We start from the raw sequence: 23,552 nt of genomic DNA, 5'->3' as shown, positions 1-23,552 counted from the left end.
GCGCAATAAAACGTATAAGTTGGCCTTATTATTAATAGATTAGGTTAATTATGGCTAATGAGCGATCCGTTCCCACCTCTCGACTTTCACGATTTGCAAAGTTAGGCTCATTAGCCACCGGTGTTGCCACAAATATGTTAGTAGGTGGTGCCAAAAGTGCGCTTAGTGGTAAAGGCTGGGATAATAAAAGCTTATTACTCCAGCCGAAAAATATTGAAAACTTAGCCACTCAGCTATCGCACCTTCGCGGTGCGGCAATGAAGCTTGGGCAGTTACTTTCAATGGATGCTGGCGACTTATTAACTCCCGAGCTTGCGCAGTTACTGTCTTTGTTACGTGCCGATGCCAACCCAATGCCACATAAGCAATTAGTGAGCGTGCTAAAAGAGCAATGGGGGGATGACTGGTTATCGCGTTTTTCTCATATTGAACTAAGACCGTTTGCAGCTGCATCAATTGGGCAGGTTCATTTAGCTTATATAGAAAATGGTGATCAATTAGCCGTTAAAATTCAATATCCAGGTATTGCTAAAAGTGTGGTAAGCGATGTGGATAATGTGATCACTTTACTTACTTTATCGCGATTATTACCTAAAGAATTGGATATAAAACCCTTAGTTGAAGAAGCGAAAGCGCAGTTATTAGCTGAGGCTGATTACACCCTAGAATCACAGTATTTAGCACGATACAAAAACCTGTTATCGACTAACCCTCACTTTAAAGTGCCTAGTGTGTATGTAGAGCACAGCACTGCGCAGGTGCTTACAATGGAGTATGTTGATGCTAAACCTATAGAAGGCATTTGTGATCTATCCGCTGCTGAGCGAAGTCATGTTGCGGAGCAACTAATTAATTTGTTCTTTAAAGAAATGTTTGAGTTTAAGTTAATTCAAACCGACCCCAACTTTGCTAATTTTCATTACCAACCAGAGTCACAAAAAATTGTGTTATTTGATTTTGGTGCCACCCGAGAAATTACAGCTACCCTCAGTGATGCCTATTTAGCCTTGTTTAAGGCCGGCAGTAATAATGATCGTGCAGGGGTGCTCAATGCTGCCACTGCTATTGGCTATTTTAAAGACGCTTTAAAAGATGACTATAAAGAAAGATTGATTGATTTATTTTTAATGGCTTGCGAGCCACTTCGCTATAATGGCGAGTTTGATTTTAAATACAGTGAGCTTGCTGGCAATATCAAAGATGCCGGATTGCAGTTAAGCGCCCAGTCGCAGCAGTGGCATACTCCCCCTTTGGACGCATTGTTTATTCATCGCAAATTAGCTGGCTTATATTTAATTGCAGCGCGTTTAGAAGCCAAAATAAATATTAAGTCGTTATTTAGCCATTATTAAGTGCTAAAGCAGGATAAAATTGGCATAATACTCGCGATATTTCGCGAGGTCGTATTATGATAAAAAACTTTTTAAACGATCCTACCTTATTGCTCAATGCGGTAGGTGAGGGTATATACGGATTTGATTTGTCCGGTAATGCGGTATTTGTAAATCCAGCCGCAGAGCGAATGACTGGATGGACGGCCGATGAATTATTAGGCAAAAAAATACATCAATATCATCATCATAGCCATGCCGATGGCACTCCTTACCCTGCCGATGAGTGCCAAATTTATTGCACTATGTTTGATGGCAAACGCCGCGAAGTAAAAAACGAAGTATTTTGGCGTAAAGACGGCAGTGCCTTTGCCGTTGAGTACACTTCCACCCCCGTTTATAAAAATAACCAGCTTATTGGTGCTGTGGCAGTATTTCGCGATATATCAGCACAACAGCAAACGCAAACCCAGTTGCACGAAGCGTTAGTTCAAGTAAAGCATCTAAGCGAGCAGTTAAAAGATGAGAACGATTACCTTATTGCCGAGCTTAACGAGGATTGGCAAGATTCTGGGCTAGTTGGTCGCAGTGATGTATTTCAACGCATGTTAGATCAAATACAGTTAGTGAGTGAAACCGATAGCACCGTACTCATTCTTGGCGAAAATGGTACTGGCAAAGAGCTGGTGGCACGTAACTTACATAGATTAAGTAAGCGCAATGAGCAGGCGTTTATAAAAGTTAATTGTGCGGCATTTACTCCAAGTTTATTAGAGTCTGAGCTGTTTGGACACGAACGAGGCTCTTTTACTGGGGCGAACGAGCGTCGTAAAGGGCGTTTTGAACTTGCCGACCAAGGCACCTTATTTTTAGATGAAATTGCAGAGCTACCATTAGAGTCCCAAAGTAAGTTATTACGGGTATTACAAGAGCGTGAATTTGAACGTGTTGGCGGTAGTCAAACCCTAAAAGTCGATATTCGCATCATTGCTGCAACCAACCGTAACTTGTGGGAAATGGTACAAGCAGGGCAGTTTAGAATGGACTTATATTACCGTTTAAATGTGTTTCCCATTCATGTGCCTGCACTTAAAGAGCGAAAAGAAGACATTCCGTACTTGTGTCAAAACTTAATTGCGCAAATAAATAAGCGCTTAGGTAAACAGTTACAAGGGTTAAGTAAAAAAGCGATTAGACAATTACAAGCCTATGACTGGCCAGGTAACATTAGAGAGCTACAAAATGTACTCGAACGAGAAGCTATTTTATCTAAACACCCTACATTACAGTTAAGTCAGTCGCTTAAAGCGGGCGATGATAACGCCATAAACCCAACGCTTACACTTGATGAAGTACAAAAACAGCATATAAGCAGCGTATTAGCATTGTGTAATTGGAAAATTGCAGGTGAACAAGGCGCGGCAAATAAGTTGGGCTTACCAGAGAGCACCTTACGCTCAAAAATGCAGAAACTCGGGCTTCGCCGCAACAGTTAATTCGCGATATATCGCGATAGTCGCTAAATGTCGCGATATTATAGTTCGGTTTTATTTTTAAAATCATTTAATATCAATGCCTTGAGTTAAATTTCAGTGTGGTCTGAAAGTTGCAAATGCTTGCTTAATACCCGTCACTATGAAGTAAGTAGCATGAAGTTTGATATTAAAGAAGAAGACATGATCATAAAGCCCTATAAAGAAGAGGGGCCAATTTATATACGCGAGCAAAAAGGTTTTTTTCAACGTATACGTCGCAATTTAGGCTGGTTGTTAATGCTGAGTTTTATTGCCATTCCGTGGGTTCAATATAACGGCCAGCAAGCGGTTCTATTGGATGTGGCCACCCAAAAATTTACTATTTTTGGCCTTACCTTGCTCCCTCAAGACTTTATGATTTTAGCCATGCTGTTTATGGTGGGAGCGTTTGCCCTATTTTTTGTTACCAACTGGCTTGGCAGAGTATGGTGTGGTTATACCTGCCCACAAACCATTTGGATGTTAATGTTTTCTTGGGTTGAGCAACGTATAGAGGGTACGCGTAACCAGCGTATTAAGCTTGATAAGAGCCCGTGGGATATTACCAAATGGCGAAAAAAAATCACTAAGCACAGTGCTTGGCTGGTTATTTCGGTGCTCACAGCCACCTCATTTTTAGCGTATTTTATTCCCGCTAAAACCTTGTATCTCGAAATGTTAAATTTAGAGTGGTCTGGGATCACCAGTTTTTGGGTATTTTTATTTGCGTTTTGTACATATGGAAATGCGGGCTTTTTACGTGAAAAAATGTGTACTGTGGCGTGTCCGTATTCGCGCTTTCAATCGGTGATGTTTGATAAAGATACGCTGGTGGTTACTTACGATAGCGAACGGGGTGAAAATCGCGGCCGACGTAAACGCAAAGCTGATCCTAAAGCGCTTAATTTAGGTGATTGCGTAGACTGTAACTTATGTGTGGAAGTATGCCCTGCAGGGATTGATATTCGCAATGGCTTGCAATATGAATGTATTAACTGTGGTTTATGTATTGACGCTTGTGACGACACCATGGATAAGTTTGGCTACGAAAAAGGCTTAATTAAATACGCCAGTGAAAAGCAAATGGCAGGGCAAAAAACCAATCCATTTAGGCTTAAACTTGTAGGCTATGGGGCGTTAACTGCGCTATTAATTTTATCTATGTTTGCATGGATGTTACAACGTACCCCTATAGAAGCCTCAGTACTTAGAGATAGAAACGCATTGTACCGGGTAAATTACGAAGGCTTAGTTGAAAATCCTTACACGCTCACTATTATCAATAAAACTCAGCAACCGCTGCATTATTCAATTTCAATTAGCGGTTTAGAGGCGGCTACATTGCAAAGCCCAAATGCTATATTAGTAGAGCCTGGGCTGATGAAAAGTGTGCCGGTAACGGTGACTGCAGACGGCTACGATTTAGCACGCAAGGTGAGTAAGCTGAGTTTTGTGATCACTTCGCAAGAAGACCCCGCTATCACTATTACTAAAGACAGCCAGTTTTATAAAAATTAACCTTAAACCCTTAGCTAATTAATAATCTTAATCTGCTAAGGGTAGTTGCTTTGTTACAAATGCTTTGGCGCTTTGAAAATCATTAAAAAAGCAATCTTGTAAATGAGCATCACGACCTGAGCCATGCATGATCCGCTGTAATTGCCTTATAGCGATAGGAGAGGTGAGAACAAACGCACTGATCAAACAGTTATTAGTCCCCATTGTTTGGCTTACATCTACCATGTTTTTTTCTTGCATCGGGGGTAGCAGCAATCACTTCTGGGGAGTGGCTAATATAACCCCAGGGTAAATGCTTAAACGGTTCAATGGTATTTAATAGAGCGGCTTTAAAATGGTTTAATAACTCAGGATTTAAGTTACCTTTAAACTGCCCAATAACTATATTACCCTCAACGCGCAAGCTATAACTGCCGTAGTTATTTTCAAATTTCAATAGCCGCTCCTTTTACTTATTATCTACTGCATTGGTCACTTATTAATAATGTAGTCTAAGGCACCAGAAATTGCAGCAACTTGCGCTAATATGCACTCTTCAGGGTTAGCGGTTGCACTGTCGGGATACACCTCGGTGGTAGTCACATACGCTGCTTCAGAAAATCCCATGCATAGGCCTAAATCACGGGCCGCGTAATTAATTACCCCAAATTGCGCTTGTGGTACACCAATTAATTGCTGATTTTCATCGCTAGGTGCAATATGCGTTACTTTTTCAACATGTTCAATAATTGCTTTTTGAAAAGCGGGCTCAGGTTTGTTGCTATCAGCCACTAAATAAAAGCCATCAGGAATGTTCCAGTTGGTGTTTACTTTGCCTTCACGAGCCGCAAGTGCGGGTCTAAATTCACTGTTATCTGAATCGGTTGTTTCATGTAAATCGATGTGAGCAATTAAACGCGTGTTTAACGATTGCACATAGCTCATCACTGCCGCTGATTCTTGCGCTGGGCTGCCTTCATAAAAAGAGCGATTAGGGTCGTTCGCATCTGGGTTCCAACGATTAATTGTTTCATAACCCCATGGGCTAATACAGGGGGTAATTACAATATTAAAGTGTTCAGCATACTGATTTGCCAGTGTTTTAGCGAATCTTAAAGCGCCATGAACACCACTGGTCTCGTAGCCATGTACGCCGCCAGTAATTAAAACGGTGGCTTTGTTTGTATCAAAATTAACAGTTTTTAACGCGTACAAAGGGTAGCTACCTGCGGCATAATTAAGCTCACCGTATTGCTGTACTTCTAGAGTGCTTTTAAGTTCATCAATTAAAGTGACGACGTCTTGTTGATAACTGCGCTTAATTTTTTGTGCCTCAAGCCATTGGATTTTATTATTGTTGTTCCACTTCTCACCAGGCGTACCAATTGGGTAACTACTGTTATTCATATTAAACCTTTACGTTGAATTATCTCTGCGGGCTATAGAGCACATAGACCATAATGACGAAAATAAAGCGTTAGCTTAACGCTGACCAAAATAGCGCGCAAGTATATGCGATAGTCTCTGCATTAGTTAATGGCTGAGCTTGAATGCGGATAGTGCCTTTGTTGCATAAAGTCTTCTAAAAACCATGCGGCAAACTCATGTCTGCCCTCTACATCCGCTTTACTATATATATCTGAAGCTTGTTGGCGTACTGTTTTTTCTTTAGTGCTTCTTAGCGCGCTAATTTCTTTAAAGCTAAGCCCTTTGAGTAATAGCATGGCTACTTCCTGCTCGCTACGAGTGAGTGTCCACTGAGAAAACTGCGTTTGTATAACACCACTGTATTGATGGCGCGCGTCTTTCATTTCCTGCGATATGTTGTTTAGCTGAGTCACAGAGCTGTGTAATTCGCGCTTAAGGTTAATAATTTTTTTGGTTCGCGCGTTAATATCTTTAATTAAATACAGAGCACCCAAGCCAGAAATAATCACAATTAAGCTCTCAGTAAAAATATGCCACTGCGGCACCCCTAATTTTAAATCCATGATCACGTCAAAAAAATTTAACACCATGATCACCAATAGCGTTGCTGCGATTATTTTATCTCTCATTAAGTTCTCTACTATTAGTAAGTTAAGTTTGCAATGGACATATGTACTGTACTGCGAAAATCAGGGTTTATAAGCATATTAAGGCGTATGCCTGATGCGATAACCCCACAAAAAAGGCATGGTTATTCTATAAAATTAATCACATGCGAACAAACCAAATGCAGTTAAATTATACAAAAATACGATGTAATTTTGTTCATTACTTTAAAGCGTTATTATTTATCGCCGTGCTGGCTTATTTAGCTATTAACCGTGTGTTAGCCGCGCAAACGCTTGCTCCCATTCCGATTAGCGAGTTAAGCGGGTTTGATACTCAGTTTGCCACCACTCATGCTACTGACTTTATTGATGCTCAAAGTGTAATGGGGCAAGTAAGTTATAAGCCGGGTGTTAATTACACGGTATTGTTTGCATTTGATGTCGCGCAAATTAATTATTTATACGCTAATGGGAGCCATGTAAAAAAAGGCGCTATTGTGGCAACCATTCAAGGTAGTGACGTCCAGCACTTTTTTAGACACTTACCAATCAGCAAAAGACATGCTTAATGTCGCTAAGAGCCATTATGATATAAACAAGGTGCACCTGAAAAATAAAATTATTAGAAGCTCTGAGTGGGTTACTATTACGCAAAGCTACTATGCAGCCAAACTGAGCTTTGAGCATTTAAATCACCAAATGCGCTATTTGCAGGTTGATGAGCAAGAAAACGTGAGTTTGATCAGCCCAAAAACAGGGATATTACAATTTCCTACTCAAGCGGCAAATCGCATGTTAGGCGAACGAGCATTCGACATCCTCGACCCTAACAGTATTGAGGTTAAGTTTACTGTTTCTATTAGCTTGGGCAAAGAGGTATCTTATTTTAGGGTTTCTGAGCAGTGCCAACTCAGTATTAAAAGCGTAGACAATATTGCTAATAAGTACCATCAAACTATTTGGGCATCACCAAGCTCTGCACAATGTAACTTAACTATAGGGCAGAGTATTAAAGCGGTTCCGGTTAAAAAAATAACGGGTTACAGCGTTGCCAAATCGGCACTATTTGAGTTTGAAAATACCAATTATATTGCCGTCAAAGCTGACGAGCATCTTGAGTTTGTGCCTGTACAGTTAATTGGTTCACGTAATCAAGATTTTATTTTTAGCGCCAATATCCCCTTAAATAACCGACAAGTATTAATTAGCTCAGTAAGTGCATTGCAGGGAATGCTGTTGCATTTAGGGAGAGAGTAAATGTTAAACCTGCTTATTAAGTTTTCACTAACGCAGCGATTGTTTGTTAGTATTTTTGCCATTATTGCTATGGTTATAGGGGCTCGCTCGTGGTTGAGTATTCCGGTGGATGCATTTCCTGAAATATCGCCTACCCAAGTAAAAATTGTTTATAAATTACCGGGTATGAACGCCCTTGAAATTGAATCCCAAGTAACGCGCATTATTGAAACCGAACTACTGGGCATTCCTGCTCAGCAAATGCTGCGCTCTACCACCAAGTATTCGATTACCGATATTACCATTGACTTTAAACAAGGTACTGACATTTACTGGGCGCGCCAGCAAGTAAACGAGCGGCTGTTAAATATTTTACCTAGCTTACCTGCCAATATTAGTGGTGGTATGGCACCAATGAGTACGCCGCTGTCTGAAGTGTTTATGTTTACCATAGAAAGCCCTAATTTATCGCTGATTGAAAAAAGAGAGTTACTTGATTGGCAAATACGGCCATTACTGAGAACCGTGAGTGGCGTAGCCGATATAAATAGCTTAGGCGGGTATGCAAAAACGTTTGCTATCGCCCCTGATAACTTATTAATGCAGCAGCATCAAGTTAGCTTTTTACAACTGCGAGAGGCGATAGTGCAAACCAATCAAAATGGTGGCATAGGGCGCTTAGAAAAAGGCAACGATACGTTAATTTTGCGTACTGAGGGTAAATATAGCGATTTAGAGGCCATCAAAAATACAGTCGTTAAATCAACACAAAATAAGGTGATCCGCTTAAGCGATGTGGCCCATGTTGATGTAGGAAGTTTAACTCGTTATGGAGCAGTGACTAAAAATAGCGAAGAGGCTGTGCAAGGGTTAATTATTGCGCTTAAAAACAGCAACACTGCGCAAGTGGTCGCAGAGGTAAAAAGTAAGCTGCGCCAAATCGAAGCCTCATTGCCGCAAGGTACCAGCATTAATGTGTTTTACGACCGCTCAAACCTTATCAACACTGCAATTAGCACCATTACCAGCGCGTTGGGCCAAGCTATTATTTTAGTGATTGTATTATTGGCGTTGTTTTTAGGGGATATTCGCTCCTCTTTGGTGGTGTCGTTATCGTTACCTATGTCGGCGCTGTTAACTTTTATTATGATGAAACAGTTTAACTTATCAGCCAATCTAATGAGCTTAGGGGGCTTAGTGATAGCAATTGGTATGCTGGTGGATTCATCGGTTGTTATTGTTGAAAATATTTTAAATCGGCTGGCTAATAATCAACATTTACCTAGGCTGCATGTTATTTATCGCGCCTGTAAAGAGGTTGCTGCACCGGTTTTTTCAGGCACTATCATTATTATTATTGTATTTTCACCCCTGTTAATGCTCACCGGGCTTGAGGGGAAATTATTTACCCCTGTAGCGCTCACTATCGTATTTGCTATGTTAAGTGCGCTATTGTTATCGCTTACAGTTATTCCTATTTTAGCCTCGCTATTGTTGAAAAATGAACCCGTAAAACAGCCTAAAATGGTGACGTTGTTACAAGGCTTTTATAGTAAAACCCTTGCTGAGGCGATTAAAAAGCCAATGCTAATAAGTGTTACTTCAATAATGGTACTGATCCTCAGTGGCGTGTTATTTCAGGGACTTGGTAAAAGCTTTATGCCAGTGCTAGATGAAGGCGACATTATTGTTCAACTTGAAAAATCTCCCAGTATTTCATTGCAGGCCTCCCTTGATATAGACAAGCAAATTGAAGCCACTCTGTTAAAAAATACTCCTGAAATAGTGCAAATTGTCGCGCGTACTGGATCGGATGAACTGGGGCTTGATCCAATGGGATTAAACGAAACCGATGTGTTTATGGAGCTGGCACCAAAAGAGCAATGGCGCTTTGCTACAAAAGCGCAACTAATAGAGCATATTCGCCAAACGCTTGCGCAATTTCCAGGTGTTAATATTGGTTTTACTCAACCTATTCAAATGCGCGTATCAGAAATGCTCACCGGTAGCACTGGCGATATTTCAATTAAAGTGTTTGGTAACGACATTGCAACTTTGTCATCGCTTGCCGAAAAAATCACTGCGCTTGCAAATAGTATTGAGGGGGCGAGTGATGTGCAAATGGCGCTTATTGAAGGGGGCAAATACGTTAATATTAAGCTCAACCCTGAAGTTGCGAGCCAATTTGGTTTAACAACGCAAACACTAAGTGAGTATTTAAAGTCTCAGCTTGAGGGATTACAGGTATCCACGTTGCAAGAGGGCAATCGCGTTATTCCCATTGTATTTAATAGTGCTACAGCTAAAAAACAATTAGTGGATTTATCTTCTATTCAAGCGCTAAAAAGCAGCCTTATTTTAATGCCAGATAATAGCCTAATGCCGCTTGAAGACGTTGCTAGTATTGGTTTTAAAACAGGGCCATTGTTAATAGAGCGCGAAAAGGCTAAGCGCTTTGCCTCAGTTAGCGTCAACGTAGATAACCGCGATGTGGTGAGTTACGTGAATGAACTTGAAGCTAAAATTAGCAGCAACATAAAGTTACCCAGTGGGTTTACTTTGTCTTTTGGTGGCGAGTTTGAAAGTCAGCAACGCGCAACGCAAAATTTATTAGTACTCATTCCTGTGGCGTTAATATTAATATTTATTATTTTATTTACCACCTTTAAATCGCTATCTAAATCAACGCTGATTATTGCCAATATCCCGTTTGCGCTGATGGGCGGGGTGATTGCCTTGTATATTAGTAATGAATATTTATCGGTACCTGCATCGGTAGGGTTTGTTGCCCTATTGGGGGTAGCCGTACTTAATGCGATTGTGATGATCAGCTATTTTGAACAAACTAAAATGTTTGCTGCAAATGTAACACAGTGCATTTTAGATGGTGCAAGTAGGCGGCTACGCCCTGTATTAATGACCGCGACAACCGCTATGTTTGGTTTATTGCCGCTGGTGTTTGCAACAGGGCCAGGGGCTGAAATACAAAAGCCATTAGCTATCGTAGTTATTGGTGGGTTAATTACCTCCACTATTACAACACTTTATTTATTACCTATCTTTTATGGTTGGTTGGAGAAAAAACATGGCTGAACAGTTACTTTTTACCCTAAATGCACCTACAAACATAAAAGATGACGTGGTTGATATATTAATAGGCATAGACTGCATTACCGGCTTTAACTTAAAAAAAATTCAAGGCTATAGTAAAGAGCACAGCGAGTTTGATATTGCCGAGCAAGTAGAAGGGCATCGCAGTTTTTATCAATTTGAGGTGCATATTTTATTATCTGAACTTGCCATAGTAAAAACGGCGCTAAGCCCTGTTTGTAGGTACACGCCGTTAAAGTATTGGGTAACCCCAATTTATGAAAGTGGGCACTTAGGATAACTCAATATCTAGCATTTTATGCTGCTGAGCATTCTCAGCAGCATTGCGTGTTACTCGAACAATCCTTTTATAACCGCGTGGCGGTTTTGCACCATTAATGTGCCGTTAGCCCATACATACTCAGGGGTTAAGGTCTCTTTATCGAGAAGCACAACATCCGCGTCGCTCGCTGTTTTAAGGCGGCCTTTATCAACTCCTAAAATATCGGCAGGGTTACTGGTTATGCTCATTAAAGCGTGCTCAATATGGACGTTATATTGCTTAACTGCTTGCTGAAACGAGGTTAATAAAGAGGACTCTTTGCCTACCTCTAACCCTAATAAGTTAAAGTCTTTATCAAAAATAGGTAAACTAGCATGGCCATCTGAGCTCATAGTGAGTTGATTTGCGGCAACACCTTGCTCCAAGCAGTAGGCAAGGGCATGGGCTGCTGCATATTCACCATGGGCTAAATCGTAGTCAGTGGTGCTGGTGGTAAAGTCGATAGTACCGCCTTGATCACAAAAGTGAATACCGGCATCAAGAAGTGCTTTATTGCGGTTCATATGCGTAGGATAAAACTGTTTAAGCTTAATATCACTTTGCTGAGCCACCTGATGCAAAATACTCAAGTGACTATCAACAGGGCCGACATGAATACTCACGGTGCCTTTTTTACCACTGAGCATACCGGCTACTTTAGCCTCAGCTGCCAATTCTGCTAATTGCTGTACCGTGGGTTGGCTACTGCGATGATCAGAAATCGCCACTTCACCAACACCTATAAACTCTTCTATAAACATGATGTCGTCAGTAATTGAGTGAGTAAGAGTTTTCGCGGGTAAATGATACGAACCGGTATGGCAAAATACATTCAGCCCTTGCTCTTTTAGGCCTTTTGCTTTGGCAACCAAGTTGGTAAGCGTACGTGAGCTTGAATCGGTGCCCAGTGCGGCCACCACCGTGGTGGTGCCCGATAAGGTTGCATCGGTTAGGTTCATTTCAGGGGTGCGGCTGGCAAATCCAGCTTCGCCACCGCCACCGGTAATATGCACTAATGAATCAACAAACCCTGGAACAACCAGCTTGTTTTTACCGGCAATTCGTTTGACGAGTACACTGCTGTCGAGGGTTATATTTTCGTCAATAGCAATGATTTTACCACCGCCAATTAAAACATCTTGTGTGCCTAGGTAGGTGGGTGCATAAACGGTTGCACCTTGTATTAAAGTTAACATAACAAATTCTTTTTATTGATAATTAATAAAGTAAGCAAGAAATATAAAGCCGCTTGCTAATACAAAAAGTGCTAGGGCAAAGCGCCAAATAAACGCAGCCCATTCTCCCCAATCTAATTTCACGACCCCTAAACAACCAATTAAACTAGCTGAGGTGGGAATTAAAATGTTGGTTAATCCATCCCCTAATTGAAAGGCCAATACCACAATTTGCCTTGATACATTGAGCAAATCGCCAAGTGGAGACATTAACGGCATAGTGATGGCAGCTTGCCCTGAACCCGATGAAACAAAAAAGTTAAATACACTTTGAAACACCAGCATTCCCCAAGCTGCAATGTAATCTGGCACACTGGCTATGCTGCTTGCACAGTAATAAAGCAGGGTGTTGAGGGTTGAGGGAGTGGTTAAATCACTACCCCCTAATAGCAATACAATGCCCTTAGCCAGTGCGACCAATAACGCTGCTGGCAATAACTCTTGCGCACCGTGTTTAAAGGCATCAGCGCACTCATTCGCAGTTAGCTTTTTAAACACGATGGCAATTAATGCACTGATAAGGCCTATACAAAAAAACTGTGCGGCAAGCTCAGGAATATAATATTGGCGAGCCATCACCCCCCATACAACCCAGGCTATGCCCAATACAAACACTAATAATGTGAGTGCATCGGCTAGGCTGAGTTTAATCGCTGGCTGATCACCCGTTTTTTGGTTTGTATTTTGATGCGTTTTGCATAGCGCATAGTAAACACAAGGCCTACAAGGGTAAAACAAGCCCACGCTAACATACGAAAGCCAGCACCAGAAAACACCGGAATTTCAGCTATCGATTGAGCTATAGCAATGCTAAAAGGGTTCATCCATGAGGTGGCAAAGCCTATTTGCGTGGCCACATAGGTTGTGAGCACAGTAACTTTAGCGTCGTAGCCAAGCTGTTGCATAATAGGTAGCAGCACAATACAAAAGGCAATAGCCTCTTCGCCCATACCAAATACTGCGCCGCCTAACGAAAATAGTAAAAACAGTAAGGGAATAAACAGCCATTCAACCCGCTTGGTTTTATTAATAAGTGCCATAATACCGTTATTAATCGCACCGGTTTTCATAATAATGCCAAAGGCACCGCCAGTGATTAAAATAAACGCCATTACGCCAATCGCTGCACCATATTTATCACCCGACACTAAGCCTTCAAACAACACATTTGCTAAACCAATGTCGCCACCTTGTGCAAAAACAGGTGGTGATTGTTGGTCGTTAACGGCTTGATATTGTGAAAGCTGCACAGTGTGGCTACCAGGTTCTGCATTAAATACCCCAGGGGTAATAAATACCGTGGCCATATAGGCAACCACTGCCACACACAGCAAAATGATGCTTGCATCTGGCATAGAAAATTGTTTTTGTTTCATAATTTCACTTTAATAAAAGGTCATTGTGTTGATGCGTAAATAAACGCTTAAACGTACTTTAGCACTTAATAGGCAGTGTCACTGTAGCCATGACCAGTAATAAAAGGAAGGCCGCAAAGCGTTTGCTTTGCGGCTAAGTGGTTAAAAACGGTAGCTAATACTTAATTTATAATTAGCACCTAGGGCATTATGATTAATTGAATCAAAGCCACGGCTTGAACCATAAAGTGTGGGTGGCTCTTTATCAAAAATATTATTGATGCGCGCGCGCAAAGTCAGCGATTTATTAACATAGTAACCTGCTGATAAATCCCAAACGAGCCAATCGTCAACCTGATGCTCACCTTTTGAGTCTAATACGCCAAGCGAATCTAGTTCATCAATTTCACGCCCACGCAGGCCTTCTATGTCATCTTCGTAGCTACTGGTGTAGTTTGCACCTAAGTTAAGGTAGTAACTTTGCGCTTCCCAGTCGATTGACATACGCGCAATGTTTTCAGGGTAACGATACGTCCCCACCAACTTCTCTAACGAGTCAGACCCAGGTTTATTACGTTCAAACTCAAGGTAATGAGTGCCGTCAAAGGCAAAGGTTAAATCGCCGCTTGGTAATTCAAAACGATGGTCAAACTTAAAGTCTATGCCAGCTAAAGTTTGTGTACCGGTGTTTTCAAGTGGGATAGCATGATCGCGAAACAGCGGTAAAAATAGCTCGTCATCACGCGGGTTAAATTCATCGATGTAACTGGCTAAAATCTCAGTTAAATTGGCACCGTCTTGCTCTATGTTTAAACCACTGGTGTCGGTGACATCGCATAATGCTTCATCGTACGATATGCCTTGCTCGCCCGGTGGTACAATGCCACAGTGACGAAGTGATGCATCGGTAATAGCGCGGTTGAGCACAGCGGTCATGTTGGTATCGATTACTTCTTCATGATCAAACTGCCAGTAATCAAGGGTTAAATTAGTATTAGCCGATGGGCTCCATGCAAAACCAACACTAATAGCCTCAGACTCTTCTGCATTTAAATTAGGGTTACCTAATTCTAACGAATTAACACTCACTTGTGTGCCATCACCCATACAGTATAAATCGGCTACAGCTTGGTTGGCACCGCAGTCAAAAGTAGATTGCGTGGTTCTTAATTTAACACCAGCCTGCGTAAGTGAAGGAGCTCTAAACGAGGTTGACCATGATCCACGAACAACTAACGAGTCAGTCGGGCGATAGCTCAAACCAATTTTAGGATTAAAAGTGCCACCAAAGTCATCGTAATGATCGTATCGACCCGCTGCTTGTAGCTCTATTTGCTCACTCAGTGAAATACTTAATTCAGCAAACGTGGCATATTGAGTGCGATTGGCCTCTGACAAACTAGAGCCAAAGCCAAATACATCAACAAGGTAGTCTTTGTCTGCTTGAGCTTGTGAATTAAGTGAAGGAATATCGCTTAGCTCTTCACGGCGTGCTTCTACCCCAAATGAGGCATAGGCTGGTAGGTCGTTAAAGGTAAATAGTTCACCATTAAAGTTAGCATCCCAGCCGTAAACAGTACTTTCTCCACTGCGTGTTGGGCGAGCTTGCGCTGTTGCCAAAACGGCATCGTTAGCGGCGTCGCCTTGAAGGAAAGGGTTGTAAAAAGGCAGTAACTCTCCCGATGCACAATTTAGGTCAGTACCGTCAAAACTTGCCAATGTACCGTCTGAACAAAGCTCGCCAGTGATCGCGCCATGAAACTGGTAACGATTATATACCCCTGCAATCGCTTCTTGCTCTGAACGTGAGCGAGAAAGAGTAACACCAGACTCCCAGCCCCAATCACCAATTTCACCACTTAGACTACTTACTAAGCGAAAGTTTTTCGTTTCTACTTCCACTGTTCTTGGAGCATTAAAGCGGGCATCAAAACCAAAACCATACACTTCTCGGCCACTTTGAGTATCAAATGGATCAATGTAGAGTTGATCTAATAAATCATTACTACCATCGGCATTATCGTAAATAAATAAGGCGTCTTCTAAAATATAAGGGCCGTCGTCGTCATTAATTTGGTTAATAGGTGAGGGCGATGAATACGCTTTTGCCTTGGTTTGGCTGTAAAAAAAGTCAGTGTGCCATTGTAGACCACCGAGCTCACTATTAAACATAAAGCCGGTTGAAAGGCTCTCAAATGGGGTATCTAGGTAGTCATCTTGATTAGGGTAGTAAGCACAAATTTGTTCACCAAATTCAGTAGTCACTAATTCGGTTTTACAGTTTGGTGATGGAAGTTCGTTACCGTCTCGGCTGCTGAAATAATAAATATTCGGTGAGTTCTCCAGCTTAGGTAAATATGAGTAACCATTAACTAATGAAGGTGAGGCGGTATAATCACGATCGGTCGCTTTAAAAGCGTTACGGTCATATATATCAGCAAATACCGTTAAGTTACTCTCGCCTATTTTTGTACCATACACTAAGTTTAGCTGCTTTTTACTTTCGTCATGCTGATCAAAGCTATCGGCAAACGAAGTATTGATTTCAGCCCCTTCAAAATCATCTTTTAAAATGTAGTTAATAACACCCGCTACAGCATCGGCACCATAAACGGCTGATGCACCGGTGGCTAAAATATCAATACGTTCAATGGCCGCTAGAGGAATAGAATTCACATCTACAAAGTTTTCAGTACCTGCAGCAAATGAACTAGGCGCAACTCTTCGCCCATTTATTAATGTCAGCGTTGCTGAAGGCCCCATGCCTCTTAAACTCGCTGCTGATTGACCTGCAGGTGTAGAGGTAGATGTACCGCCACTTTCAGAGGTTGAAAATGTGCCACTTCCACCTTTAAATACAGATAAATCTTTGAGTAATTCATGAATAGTATTAGCGCCGGAGCGTTTAATTGCATCTTGGTCTAGCACGGTTAGTGGAATAGTGCCTTCCAGATCAACGCCTTTTAAACGTGATCCTGTTACTTCTACTCGTTCAATGTTGGTATCAGTTTGAGTTTCTTGTGCATACACACAAGTGACAGGGCTCAGTAAAGCGCTTACTGTGGCCGCAATAGTTAGTTGACGAAACATTGTAGTACCTTTTGTCTTTTTTAAGCGCGCAGAAATAGGTTTAATATTTCTTAAGGCTTTAATTATTATGGTTTTTAGACAGGGCAGTGGTGAAATGACACGCTGAGCCCCTCACAGAAATCAGTGAGGTGGTGGGCTACTCGTCAAACCACTCCGAAAGGTAGTGGGGTGAGTAGAAATATGTTGTAAGCAGTGTTGCTTTTTTAAACATAATTCTCGTTCCAAAAAGGTTTTTGACAAAACTAGCAAATGGGTGCTAGCTTACTCGCGTTTTAAAGTTCCTTTTTTTTATAGCAAGCGAGAGGCTCTCTCGCAAGTCATTTTTTATAAATTTTTACATGAGTGTAACATAATGGAACGAATATATTTACCAAACAAGCGGTTAGTTAAATCGCGAATAATAACCACTTTTTTATCAATTTTAATTGCTTTTTCGCTACAGTTAAGCGCAAAAGAGTCTAATCAAACTCTTGTTTTAGTGGGTGGAGCTCTCACAACATGTGCCAGTTTAAGCCCTAAAAACTGTGAAAAAAATACTCAGATCTCGGGTAAAACGCATAATGTATTTACGCTCTCTCACACTAAAATTAGCCAAATAAAGCAACAATGGCCCAGTAAAAATAGCCAAGCTAAAAATAACACTATTAAAAATTTAGCAACAATGCAGGCTAAGTCATCGCCCACATTATCGAAAAAAGAGTTGTTATGGCTATGGCGTGACATTGATAGTAAACAGCTCAATAATTTATCGGATCAAGAATATAATTTTGTAGTAGATATGCTTGAAGTAGCGCAAATCCAAAGCGACAACACACGGCTAAAAGAGCGGGTAAATACCGCGCTTAATAGCGAAGCGGCAGCGACAGAGATTTTGCAGTTTATATCGGGTAGTTTAAAAGTTAATAACGCAAACCCGAGTATGCTGGCCATTACTGCCTCAAGCAGAGATCCTTACGAATCTGCTGATTTTTACGAAGGATTACTAAACTTCCCTAATGTAAATTCACAATGGCTTGCATTAACCCCAGCGCTTGCTAAAGCAATAACCACTAAAAAGTGTGGTGATTTAACCACGCTTAGGCACTCAGAGATGGGGTTATATCAACGCGAGCATATTTACCCTGATCGTACCCAAGCAGAATATGAACTGTGTAAAAAAGGCACCGACGCTTTAATCGAGCTAATCAAAAACAGTACCGGTGTCATGTTTAATGGTGGCGATCAAAGCCTAACTCGAAAAGTATTATTTGATGAAAATAACCACCCTTACCCATGGACAAAAGCATTGCAGTCACGCCCTGTTATTGTAGGCACAAGTGCAGGCACCGCGGTGCAAAGTGGCGGGCAAGTTCATGGTGGTAACGCGGTTATGATCACTAATGGCACAAGTTTATCGGCATTAAAAGAAGGCGCACAAGCCATTGATGCCCCCAGTGAGCGCTCAAGCAGTGATAGCTTAACTTACAACCGTTTTGGCGGTTTAGGCACGTTTAGTTACGGTGTGTTGGATACACATTTTAGCGAGCGTAATCGTACATTAAGGTTAGCCACTTTGCTCGACAACCTCAATGAAAACCAAGCTCAGCCCGCTTTTGGCTTTGGTGTAGACGAAACCACCGCTTTAGTGGTTATTAAATCTGGAGCTGGCAATTTAATGACAGTAATTGGTAAAAATGGTGTGGTACTAGTAAAACCTAAAGAACGAATAGAGGCTGAGGCTAAAACTTACCTTTTTTCATACTGGCCTGCTGGCAGTGTGATTGATATAAAAAATAACGATTTTACCCTAAGCCAGCGCAGTATTAGCCAAGCACTGCCAGCAATTAAAATACCGCCTTTACCAATTCAGCGTTTTGGCAGCATTTTAACGCAGGCCAAATTACGCTCTTTAACGCAAGCCATGTGCCTTAGCCAAGAACAAACGGCGGTTGGCCAGCAAGATGAGTTTATTATTAGTTTATCTGCCACGCCTGAGTCTGGATATCACCGTATTAGTGCTGCGCAGTATGGCTGTGCAGTGAGTAATTTAGAAATTGCAGTGAGTACCTTTTAATTTAATGTCACACAAACTCATTTAATTAAACATGCTGCTTAGTTGATTTTAGATTAAGCGGCCATACTATAGTTATAAGCGTGTTTATTAAATCACAACAAAAGGAAGGTTCATGAGTAAAGTAGCGGTTATTTATTTTTCGGGATATGGCCATACCAAAAAAGTGGCTGAATTTGTAGCTGATGGAGCAAACGCTCAGCTTATTGCAATCGATGAGAATGGCGACATAAAAGACACCGATTGGGATGTATTAAACAATGCAGACGCCATTATTTTTGGTGCACCTACCTATATGGGCTCATATCCTTGGCAGTTTAAAAAGTTTGTTGATGCTACCTCTAAAGTATGGTTTACCATGGGGTGGAAAGACAAAGTATTTGGCGGGTTTACTAATAGCGGCAGCCTAAATGGCGATAAACAAGTCACCCTAATTAGTATGCAAACATTGGCTTCGCAACATGGTGGAATTTGGGTAAGCCTAGGGTTACCACCGGCCAATAAACTGGAATCAACTCGTCAAGACATCAATAACTTAGGCGGTTCAGTTGGCGTATTAGTGCAATCACCTACTGATGCAGATGAATCTGCTATTCCATCAGGCGATTTAGAAACGGCTCGTTTATACGGCGAACGTTTAGCTGATGTAGCGAAGCGTTTAAAGTAAAAATCACTTTAGTTAGCTAATTTTAAAAAGCCACATTGTGTAATGCCGATCAGTTAAGAATATTTTTGATCGGTTGACTGATCTTTTTAACGCTTTCAAAATCCGATATCAGTCTCTGGTATCGGATTTTTTTATGCGCTTTGAAAATGAATTAGCGGTCGCTTTTAACTCTTGTGGTAGTTTTCATACATTCGAAAAATATGCTGAGCTACTTTCCCCTCAACTTATTCAGCAAGGCTTTGAACAAGCTGGTGTGGCTACCATTCGTAAAAGAAGATTGCCGCTTGAAACGGTTCTGTGGTCAATTATTGGCATGTCTTTATATCGTCAGAAATCGGTTTGGGATATTGCTACACAAATGGACATTATGTTGCCCGATAAGAAACCATTGGTCGCGCCCAGTGCGTTGGTCTAGGCTAGACAGAGGTTGGGTGAATACGCTGTTCGAGAGGTGTTTCGAGTGATGGCAAAGCATAGCTATGAGTCTAATCAATTTGAAACTTAGGCTGGATTAAATTTGCTGGCTGTTGACGGTGTTGTATGGCGAACGGCTGATACGCTGGAAAATCATGAAGTGTTTGAGACACAGAGTAATCAACATAGAGAGAATACTTATCCTCAGATCCGTATGGTTTGCCACATGGAAATTACCAGCCATCAACTTATCAATAGCGCCTTCTCGGGTTACCGCACCAATGAAATGAAGTTGGCCGAGGAGTTGGTAAGCACGACTCCAAATAATTCTTTAACACTGTTTGATAAAGGGTATTACTCCCTTGGTCTGCTAAATCGTTGGCATCAAGCAGGTGAGCAAAGACACTGGATGATACCCGCGAAAAAAGACCTTCAGTATGAGGTGCTACGTAGCTTTAGCAAACAGGACCAGCATATACGTTTAACCAGCACACCACAGGCAAGGAAGAAATTCACTGACTTGCCTGAATACGTCGAAGCAAGATTAGTTACGAAAACGATAAAAGGGAAAACGTATCGAATGTTATCGTCAATGGTAGACCCAATGCGATTTCCAGGTGATGAGATGGTTGAATTATATCGATACCGATGGGAAATTGAGTTGGGCTACCGCGAGATGAAGCAATCACTTCTTAACAGCGAATATACGCTAAGAAGTAAACGCCCAGATATGATTAGGCAAGAACTATGGGGCGTACTGCTGTGCTATAACTTAATCAGACAAGGAATGACGGCAGCAGCAGGGAAATTAGGAGATGTGTTACCCAATCAACTTAGTTTTACCAGCTGTTCAATGGCTATTACACACTTCTTCGTTACTGTATCGTTGAGCAGTCCAGGCAATATTCCTAAAGCATACAATGCCTTGCTCACAAAAATGAGCTTCTTCTTGTTACCAGAAAGGCGAGAAGACAGGAGCTACCCAAGATGGGTAAAACCTAAGCCAAAGAAGTATCCGACTAAAAAGAAAAATGCCAGTCAGCTTAACTGACTGGCATTACACATTGTGTGGCTTTTTTAGTTTGATAATTCCAATTTTTGTTGTTTGTGCTCTAGCTGGTATAAGCTTGAAAATTGACGTTTATGAACTTCAAATAAATACGCTCTTAGCTGCTCTTTACCATGGTGAATGTGTTTAATTTTGCTGCTATGCCACATTTACTCTGCCTAACTGGTTCTAGGTCTAATGATATCGCCGCTTCGTTAGGTAAAATAAATTGCATATTTTGCAAATCATCAAGCTCACTATGTATTGATGTGGGTTTTAAAAATATCCCTGTGCTGGATATAGATTCAATGCAAAAACCTTGGCTTTGGATATTTAATTCACTTAGCCGCCAGCTGCGTTGAACCCCTTTTGTATCAATCACTTCGGGAGCTTCTAACACAGTGCTGAAATGGCCTAATTCATCGGTTTTAAATTGAAGTGGAAACCATAGTTGGTAGTGAGCTACTTCAGCCAGTAAGGTTAATTTAGCTTGCCCAAGTAAATGCGCAATACCGTCTGGAATCGATGTTTGTACTGTAAGCTTTGTTTCAGTGTATAATGCGGTACTTTGGCTGGGTTCAAACAGCCCTGAAAGAAAGTTAATTTCTTTGTCAGATAAATCCATGTATTTTCCTTAATACTTAAATTATAGATTTTATTCCTTACAAGGTTACTGCCGAATGAATGAGCAGTTTATTATTTTGTAAGCTTCGCAATGTATGGCTTTGTTTTTATACACTTTGTAATTTCAACTTCCCTAGTGAAAATAATAAGTGATTGATTATATTGAGTCTTGTTTTAAATTTAACTAGGGCGATTTAATGATTGAGTTAAATTTTTTAGTATTTTAACCCCATTAGCACCAATAAGTTAAGTTATTAAGTGTACAAAATTAAGGCGTTTTACGATGTTTTTATATCAACAATGCGTAAATGAGACTTAGGTCTAGCTTACGAAGCATGCGGAAATACTTAGAATAGCGCCCAAATAATAATGGGGTTTAAGGGGTTCCAAATGCAATTAGAACGAATTCGTCGTAGCGACTTACACAACAAAGTGATGTCTGCAGAGCAGGCCAGTTTATTTATTAAAGACGGCATGACCGTGGGTATGAGTGGTTTTACTCGTGCCGGTGAAGCGAAAGCTGTACCACGTGCGCTTGCAGAGCGAGTGCGTGAAAACCCAATGAAAATTAACCTAATGACGGGCGCGTCATTAGGAAACGACTTAGATAAGCTACTAACTGAATCAGGTGCGTTAGCGCGTCGTATGCCATTTCAAGTAGACAGCACATTACGTAAAGCGATTAACAACGGTGAGGTCATGTTTATTGACCAGCATTTATCTGAAACCGTTGAACAGCTACGTAATCATCAGTTAACGATGCCTGATGTAGCGGTCATTGAAGCCGTAGCTATTACTGAAGAAGGCCACATAGTACCTACAACATCAGTGGGCAATTCAGCCAGCTTTGCTATTTTTGCCAAACAGGTAATTGTAGAAATTAATATGTTACACCAGCCAGAGCTTGAAGGGCTGCACGACATTTATATTCCATCTTATCGTCCTACACGTACGCCAGTGCCGCTAGTGAAAGTAGATGACCGCATTGGTAGTACTGCAATTCCAATTGATCCGGCTAAAATTGTGGGTATTGTATTTACCAATCAAAGTGACTCATTTTCAACCGTTACCGACCCAGATGCAGATACAGCCTCTATTGCACGTCACTTAGTGAACTTTTTTAAAGAAGAAGTAGCACAAGAGCGTATGCCTGAAAACCTAGGCCCATTACAAGCCGGTATTGGTAACATTGCCAACGCAGTAATGATGGGTTTATTAGACTCTGATTTTAAAGACCTCACTATGTATTCAGAGGTACTACAAGATTCTACCTTTGATTTAATTGATGCGGGTAAACTTAATTTTGCATCAGGGTGTTCAATTATTTTATCAGAGCGTTGTAACTCACAAGTATTTAATAACCTTGAAAAGTATCGTGATAAGCTAGTACTTCGACCACAAGAAATGTCTAATCACCCTGAAATTGTGCGTCGTTTAGGTATTATTGCAATTAACACTGCACTTGAGTTTGATATATATGGCAACGTTAACTCAACCCATGTGTGTGGTACTAAAATGATGAACGGTATTGGTGGTTCAGGCGACTTTGCACGTAATGCGCATGTATCGGTGTTTGTAACTAAATCAATTGCCAAAGGTGGCGCTATTTCAAGTGTTGTGCCTATGGTAAGCCATGTTGATCATACCGAGCACGATGTTGATATTTTAGTAACCGAGCAAGGCCTAGCTGATTTACGTGGTTTAGCACCACGCGAACGTGCAATTGAAGTCATTAAGCACTGTGTGCACCCAGATTACCGCAACGCCATGCTTGATTACTACGAGCGTGCTTGTGTACGTGGCGGCCATACGCCTCATATTTTAGAAGAAGCATTCAGCTGGCATACACGCCTTGAACAACAAGGCACAATGAAGCAAAGCTAATACATAAACCCCGCATTTGCGGGGTTTTTAGTTTATGATGCTTTATAGCGCGTTGTTATTGTTTTGCCATAAGGTGGTTTAAGTTTTTACTGTGTGCTGTAAAATAACTGCATACTATTTACAGACTCGCCGTGGCGAGCAACATACAGAGTAACCATA

At 41.2% G+C, this 23,552-nt stretch carries 16 protein-coding genes and 3 pseudogenes; 11 read left to right on the top strand and 8 right to left on the bottom strand.

Going from position 1 to position 23,552, the window contains the following annotated elements; translation table 11 throughout:
- Positions 1-50: 50 nt before the first annotated feature.
- From P20439_RS16325 to ccoG, 3 genes are all read left to right on the top strand, one after another.
- Complete coding sequence (locus tag P20439_RS16325; RefSeq protein WP_008114083.1) at positions 51-1,352, top strand: AarF/ABC1/UbiB kinase family protein; 1,302 nt, start codon at positions 51-53, stop codon at positions 1,350-1,352.
- 56 nt (positions 1,353-1,408) lie between these two features.
- The gene (locus P20439_RS16320; protein WP_008114084.1) at positions 1,409-2,827 is read left to right on the top strand and encodes a sigma-54-dependent Fis family transcriptional regulator; all 1,419 of its coding nucleotides are present in this window, start codon (positions 1,409-1,411) and stop codon (positions 2,825-2,827) included.
- Between the two features lie 153 nt (positions 2,828-2,980).
- Positions 2,981-4,363: a cytochrome c oxidase accessory protein CcoG gene (gene ccoG, locus P20439_RS16315; RefSeq protein ID WP_008468465.1), complete on the top strand. Its 1,383-nt coding sequence runs from the start codon at positions 2,981-2,983 to the stop codon at positions 4,361-4,363.
- A 27-nt stretch (positions 4,364-4,390) separates the two neighbouring features.
- Here ccoG and P20439_RS19055 read toward each other — a convergent pair whose 3' ends face one another.
- The 4 genes from P20439_RS19055 to P20439_RS16300 form a co-directional block, all read right to left on the bottom strand.
- On the bottom strand, positions 4,391-4,588 hold the full coding sequence (locus P20439_RS19055; RefSeq protein ID WP_008468463.1) for a hypothetical protein: 198 nt from the start codon (positions 4,586-4,588) through the stop codon (positions 4,391-4,393).
- On the bottom strand, positions 4,557-4,799 hold the full coding sequence (locus P20439_RS19050; RefSeq protein ID WP_008468461.1) for a hypothetical protein: 243 nt from the start codon (positions 4,797-4,799) through the stop codon (positions 4,557-4,559). The genes P20439_RS19055 and P20439_RS19050 overlap by 32 nt, the downstream gene beginning before the upstream one ends.
- 35 nt (positions 4,800-4,834) lie before the next feature.
- Entirely contained in the window at positions 4,835-5,749 is a 915-nt protein-coding gene (locus tag P20439_RS16305; RefSeq protein ID WP_008468460.1) for a M14 family metallocarboxypeptidase, read from the bottom strand.
- Between the two features lie 122 nt (positions 5,750-5,871).
- Positions 5,872-6,399: a LuxR C-terminal-related transcriptional regulator gene (locus tag P20439_RS16300; protein WP_008114089.1), complete on the bottom strand. Its 528-nt coding sequence runs from the start codon at positions 6,397-6,399 to the stop codon at positions 5,872-5,874.
- 158 nt (positions 6,400-6,557) lie between these two features.
- Between P20439_RS16300 and P20439_RS19045 the strand changes: the two genes are divergently transcribed.
- From P20439_RS19045 to P20439_RS16285, 4 genes are read left to right on the top strand one after another with little or no spacing between them, the layout of a single operon-like run.
- A complete protein-coding gene (locus P20439_RS19045) occupies positions 6,558-6,947 on the top strand; it encodes a hypothetical protein (RefSeq protein WP_008468457.1) in 390 nt (129 codons plus the stop codon).
- Positions 6,895-7,635 carry a hypothetical protein gene (locus P20439_RS16295; RefSeq protein WP_242376096.1) on the top strand — a complete coding sequence of 247 codons (741 nt, stop codon included), beginning with the start codon at positions 6,895-6,897 and terminating at the stop codon, positions 7,633-7,635. The genes P20439_RS19045 and P20439_RS16295 overlap by 53 nt, the downstream gene beginning before the upstream one ends.
- On the top strand, positions 7,636-10,707 hold the full coding sequence (locus P20439_RS16290; RefSeq protein WP_008468452.1) for an efflux RND transporter permease subunit: 3,072 nt from the start codon (positions 7,636-7,638) through the stop codon (positions 10,705-10,707).
- A complete protein-coding gene (locus tag P20439_RS16285) occupies positions 10,700-11,005 on the top strand; it encodes a DUF3240 family protein (protein WP_008468451.1) in 306 nt (101 codons plus the stop codon). The genes P20439_RS16290 and P20439_RS16285 overlap by 8 nt, the downstream gene beginning before the upstream one ends.
- A 50-nt stretch (positions 11,006-11,055) precedes the next feature.
- Here P20439_RS16285 and iadA read toward each other — a convergent pair whose 3' ends face one another.
- The 3 genes and pseudogenes from iadA to P20439_RS16270 all read right to left on the bottom strand — a co-directional run bounded on the left by iadA (position 11,056) and on the right by P20439_RS16270 (position 16,706).
- Positions 11,056-12,222 (bottom strand): beta-aspartyl-peptidase, encoded by a 1,167-nt coding sequence (gene iadA / locus P20439_RS16280; RefSeq protein WP_008468450.1) that lies wholly within the window; start codon positions 12,220-12,222, stop codon positions 11,056-11,058.
- Positions 12,223-12,234: 12 nt separating this feature from the next.
- A pseudogene (gene yfcC / locus P20439_RS18370) lies at positions 12,235-13,637 on the bottom strand (putative basic amino acid antiporter YfcC).
- A gap of 141 nt (positions 13,638-13,778) precedes the next feature.
- Positions 13,779-16,706 carry a TonB-dependent receptor domain-containing protein gene (locus P20439_RS16270; protein ID WP_008468443.1) on the bottom strand — a complete coding sequence of 976 codons (2,928 nt, stop codon included), beginning with the start codon at positions 16,704-16,706 and terminating at the stop codon, positions 13,779-13,781.
- A gap of 352 nt (positions 16,707-17,058) precedes the next feature.
- On the opposite strand from P20439_RS16270, the gene P20439_RS16265 reads away from it, so the two are divergent.
- The 3 genes and pseudogenes from P20439_RS16265 (at position 17,059) to P20439_RS16255 (ending at position 20,888) form a co-directional block, all read left to right on the top strand.
- A complete protein-coding gene (locus P20439_RS16265; protein ID WP_008468441.1) occupies positions 17,059-18,759 on the top strand; it encodes a cyanophycinase in 1,701 nt (566 codons plus the stop codon).
- A gap of 112 nt (positions 18,760-18,871) precedes the next feature.
- Complete coding sequence (locus P20439_RS16260; RefSeq protein WP_008468439.1) at positions 18,872-19,423, top strand: flavodoxin family protein; 552 nt, start codon at positions 18,872-18,874, stop codon at positions 19,421-19,423.
- Between the two features lie 133 nt (positions 19,424-19,556).
- Positions 19,557-20,888: pseudogene (locus P20439_RS16255) on the top strand (IS4 family transposase).
- 26 nt (positions 20,889-20,914) lie between these two features.
- Here P20439_RS16255 and P20439_RS16250 read toward each other — a convergent pair.
- A pseudogene (locus tag P20439_RS16250) lies at positions 20,915-21,510 on the bottom strand (hypothetical protein).
- A 389-nt stretch (positions 21,511-21,899) separates the two neighbouring features.
- Here P20439_RS16250 and P20439_RS16245 point away from each other — a divergent pair.
- A complete protein-coding gene (locus tag P20439_RS16245) occupies positions 21,900-23,393 on the top strand; it encodes an acetyl-CoA hydrolase/transferase family protein (RefSeq protein ID WP_008468433.1) in 1,494 nt (497 codons plus the stop codon).
- The last annotated feature ends 159 nt before the right edge of the window (positions 23,394-23,552 follow it).

This window comes from Pseudoalteromonas sp. BSi20439 (genome assembly GCF_000241165.1).
Taxonomy (GTDB): domain Bacteria; phylum Pseudomonadota; class Gammaproteobacteria; order Enterobacterales; family Alteromonadaceae; genus Pseudoalteromonas.
Note: the sequence above shows the minus strand (reverse complement) of the source record. Positions and strands in the feature narration are given on the sequence as shown.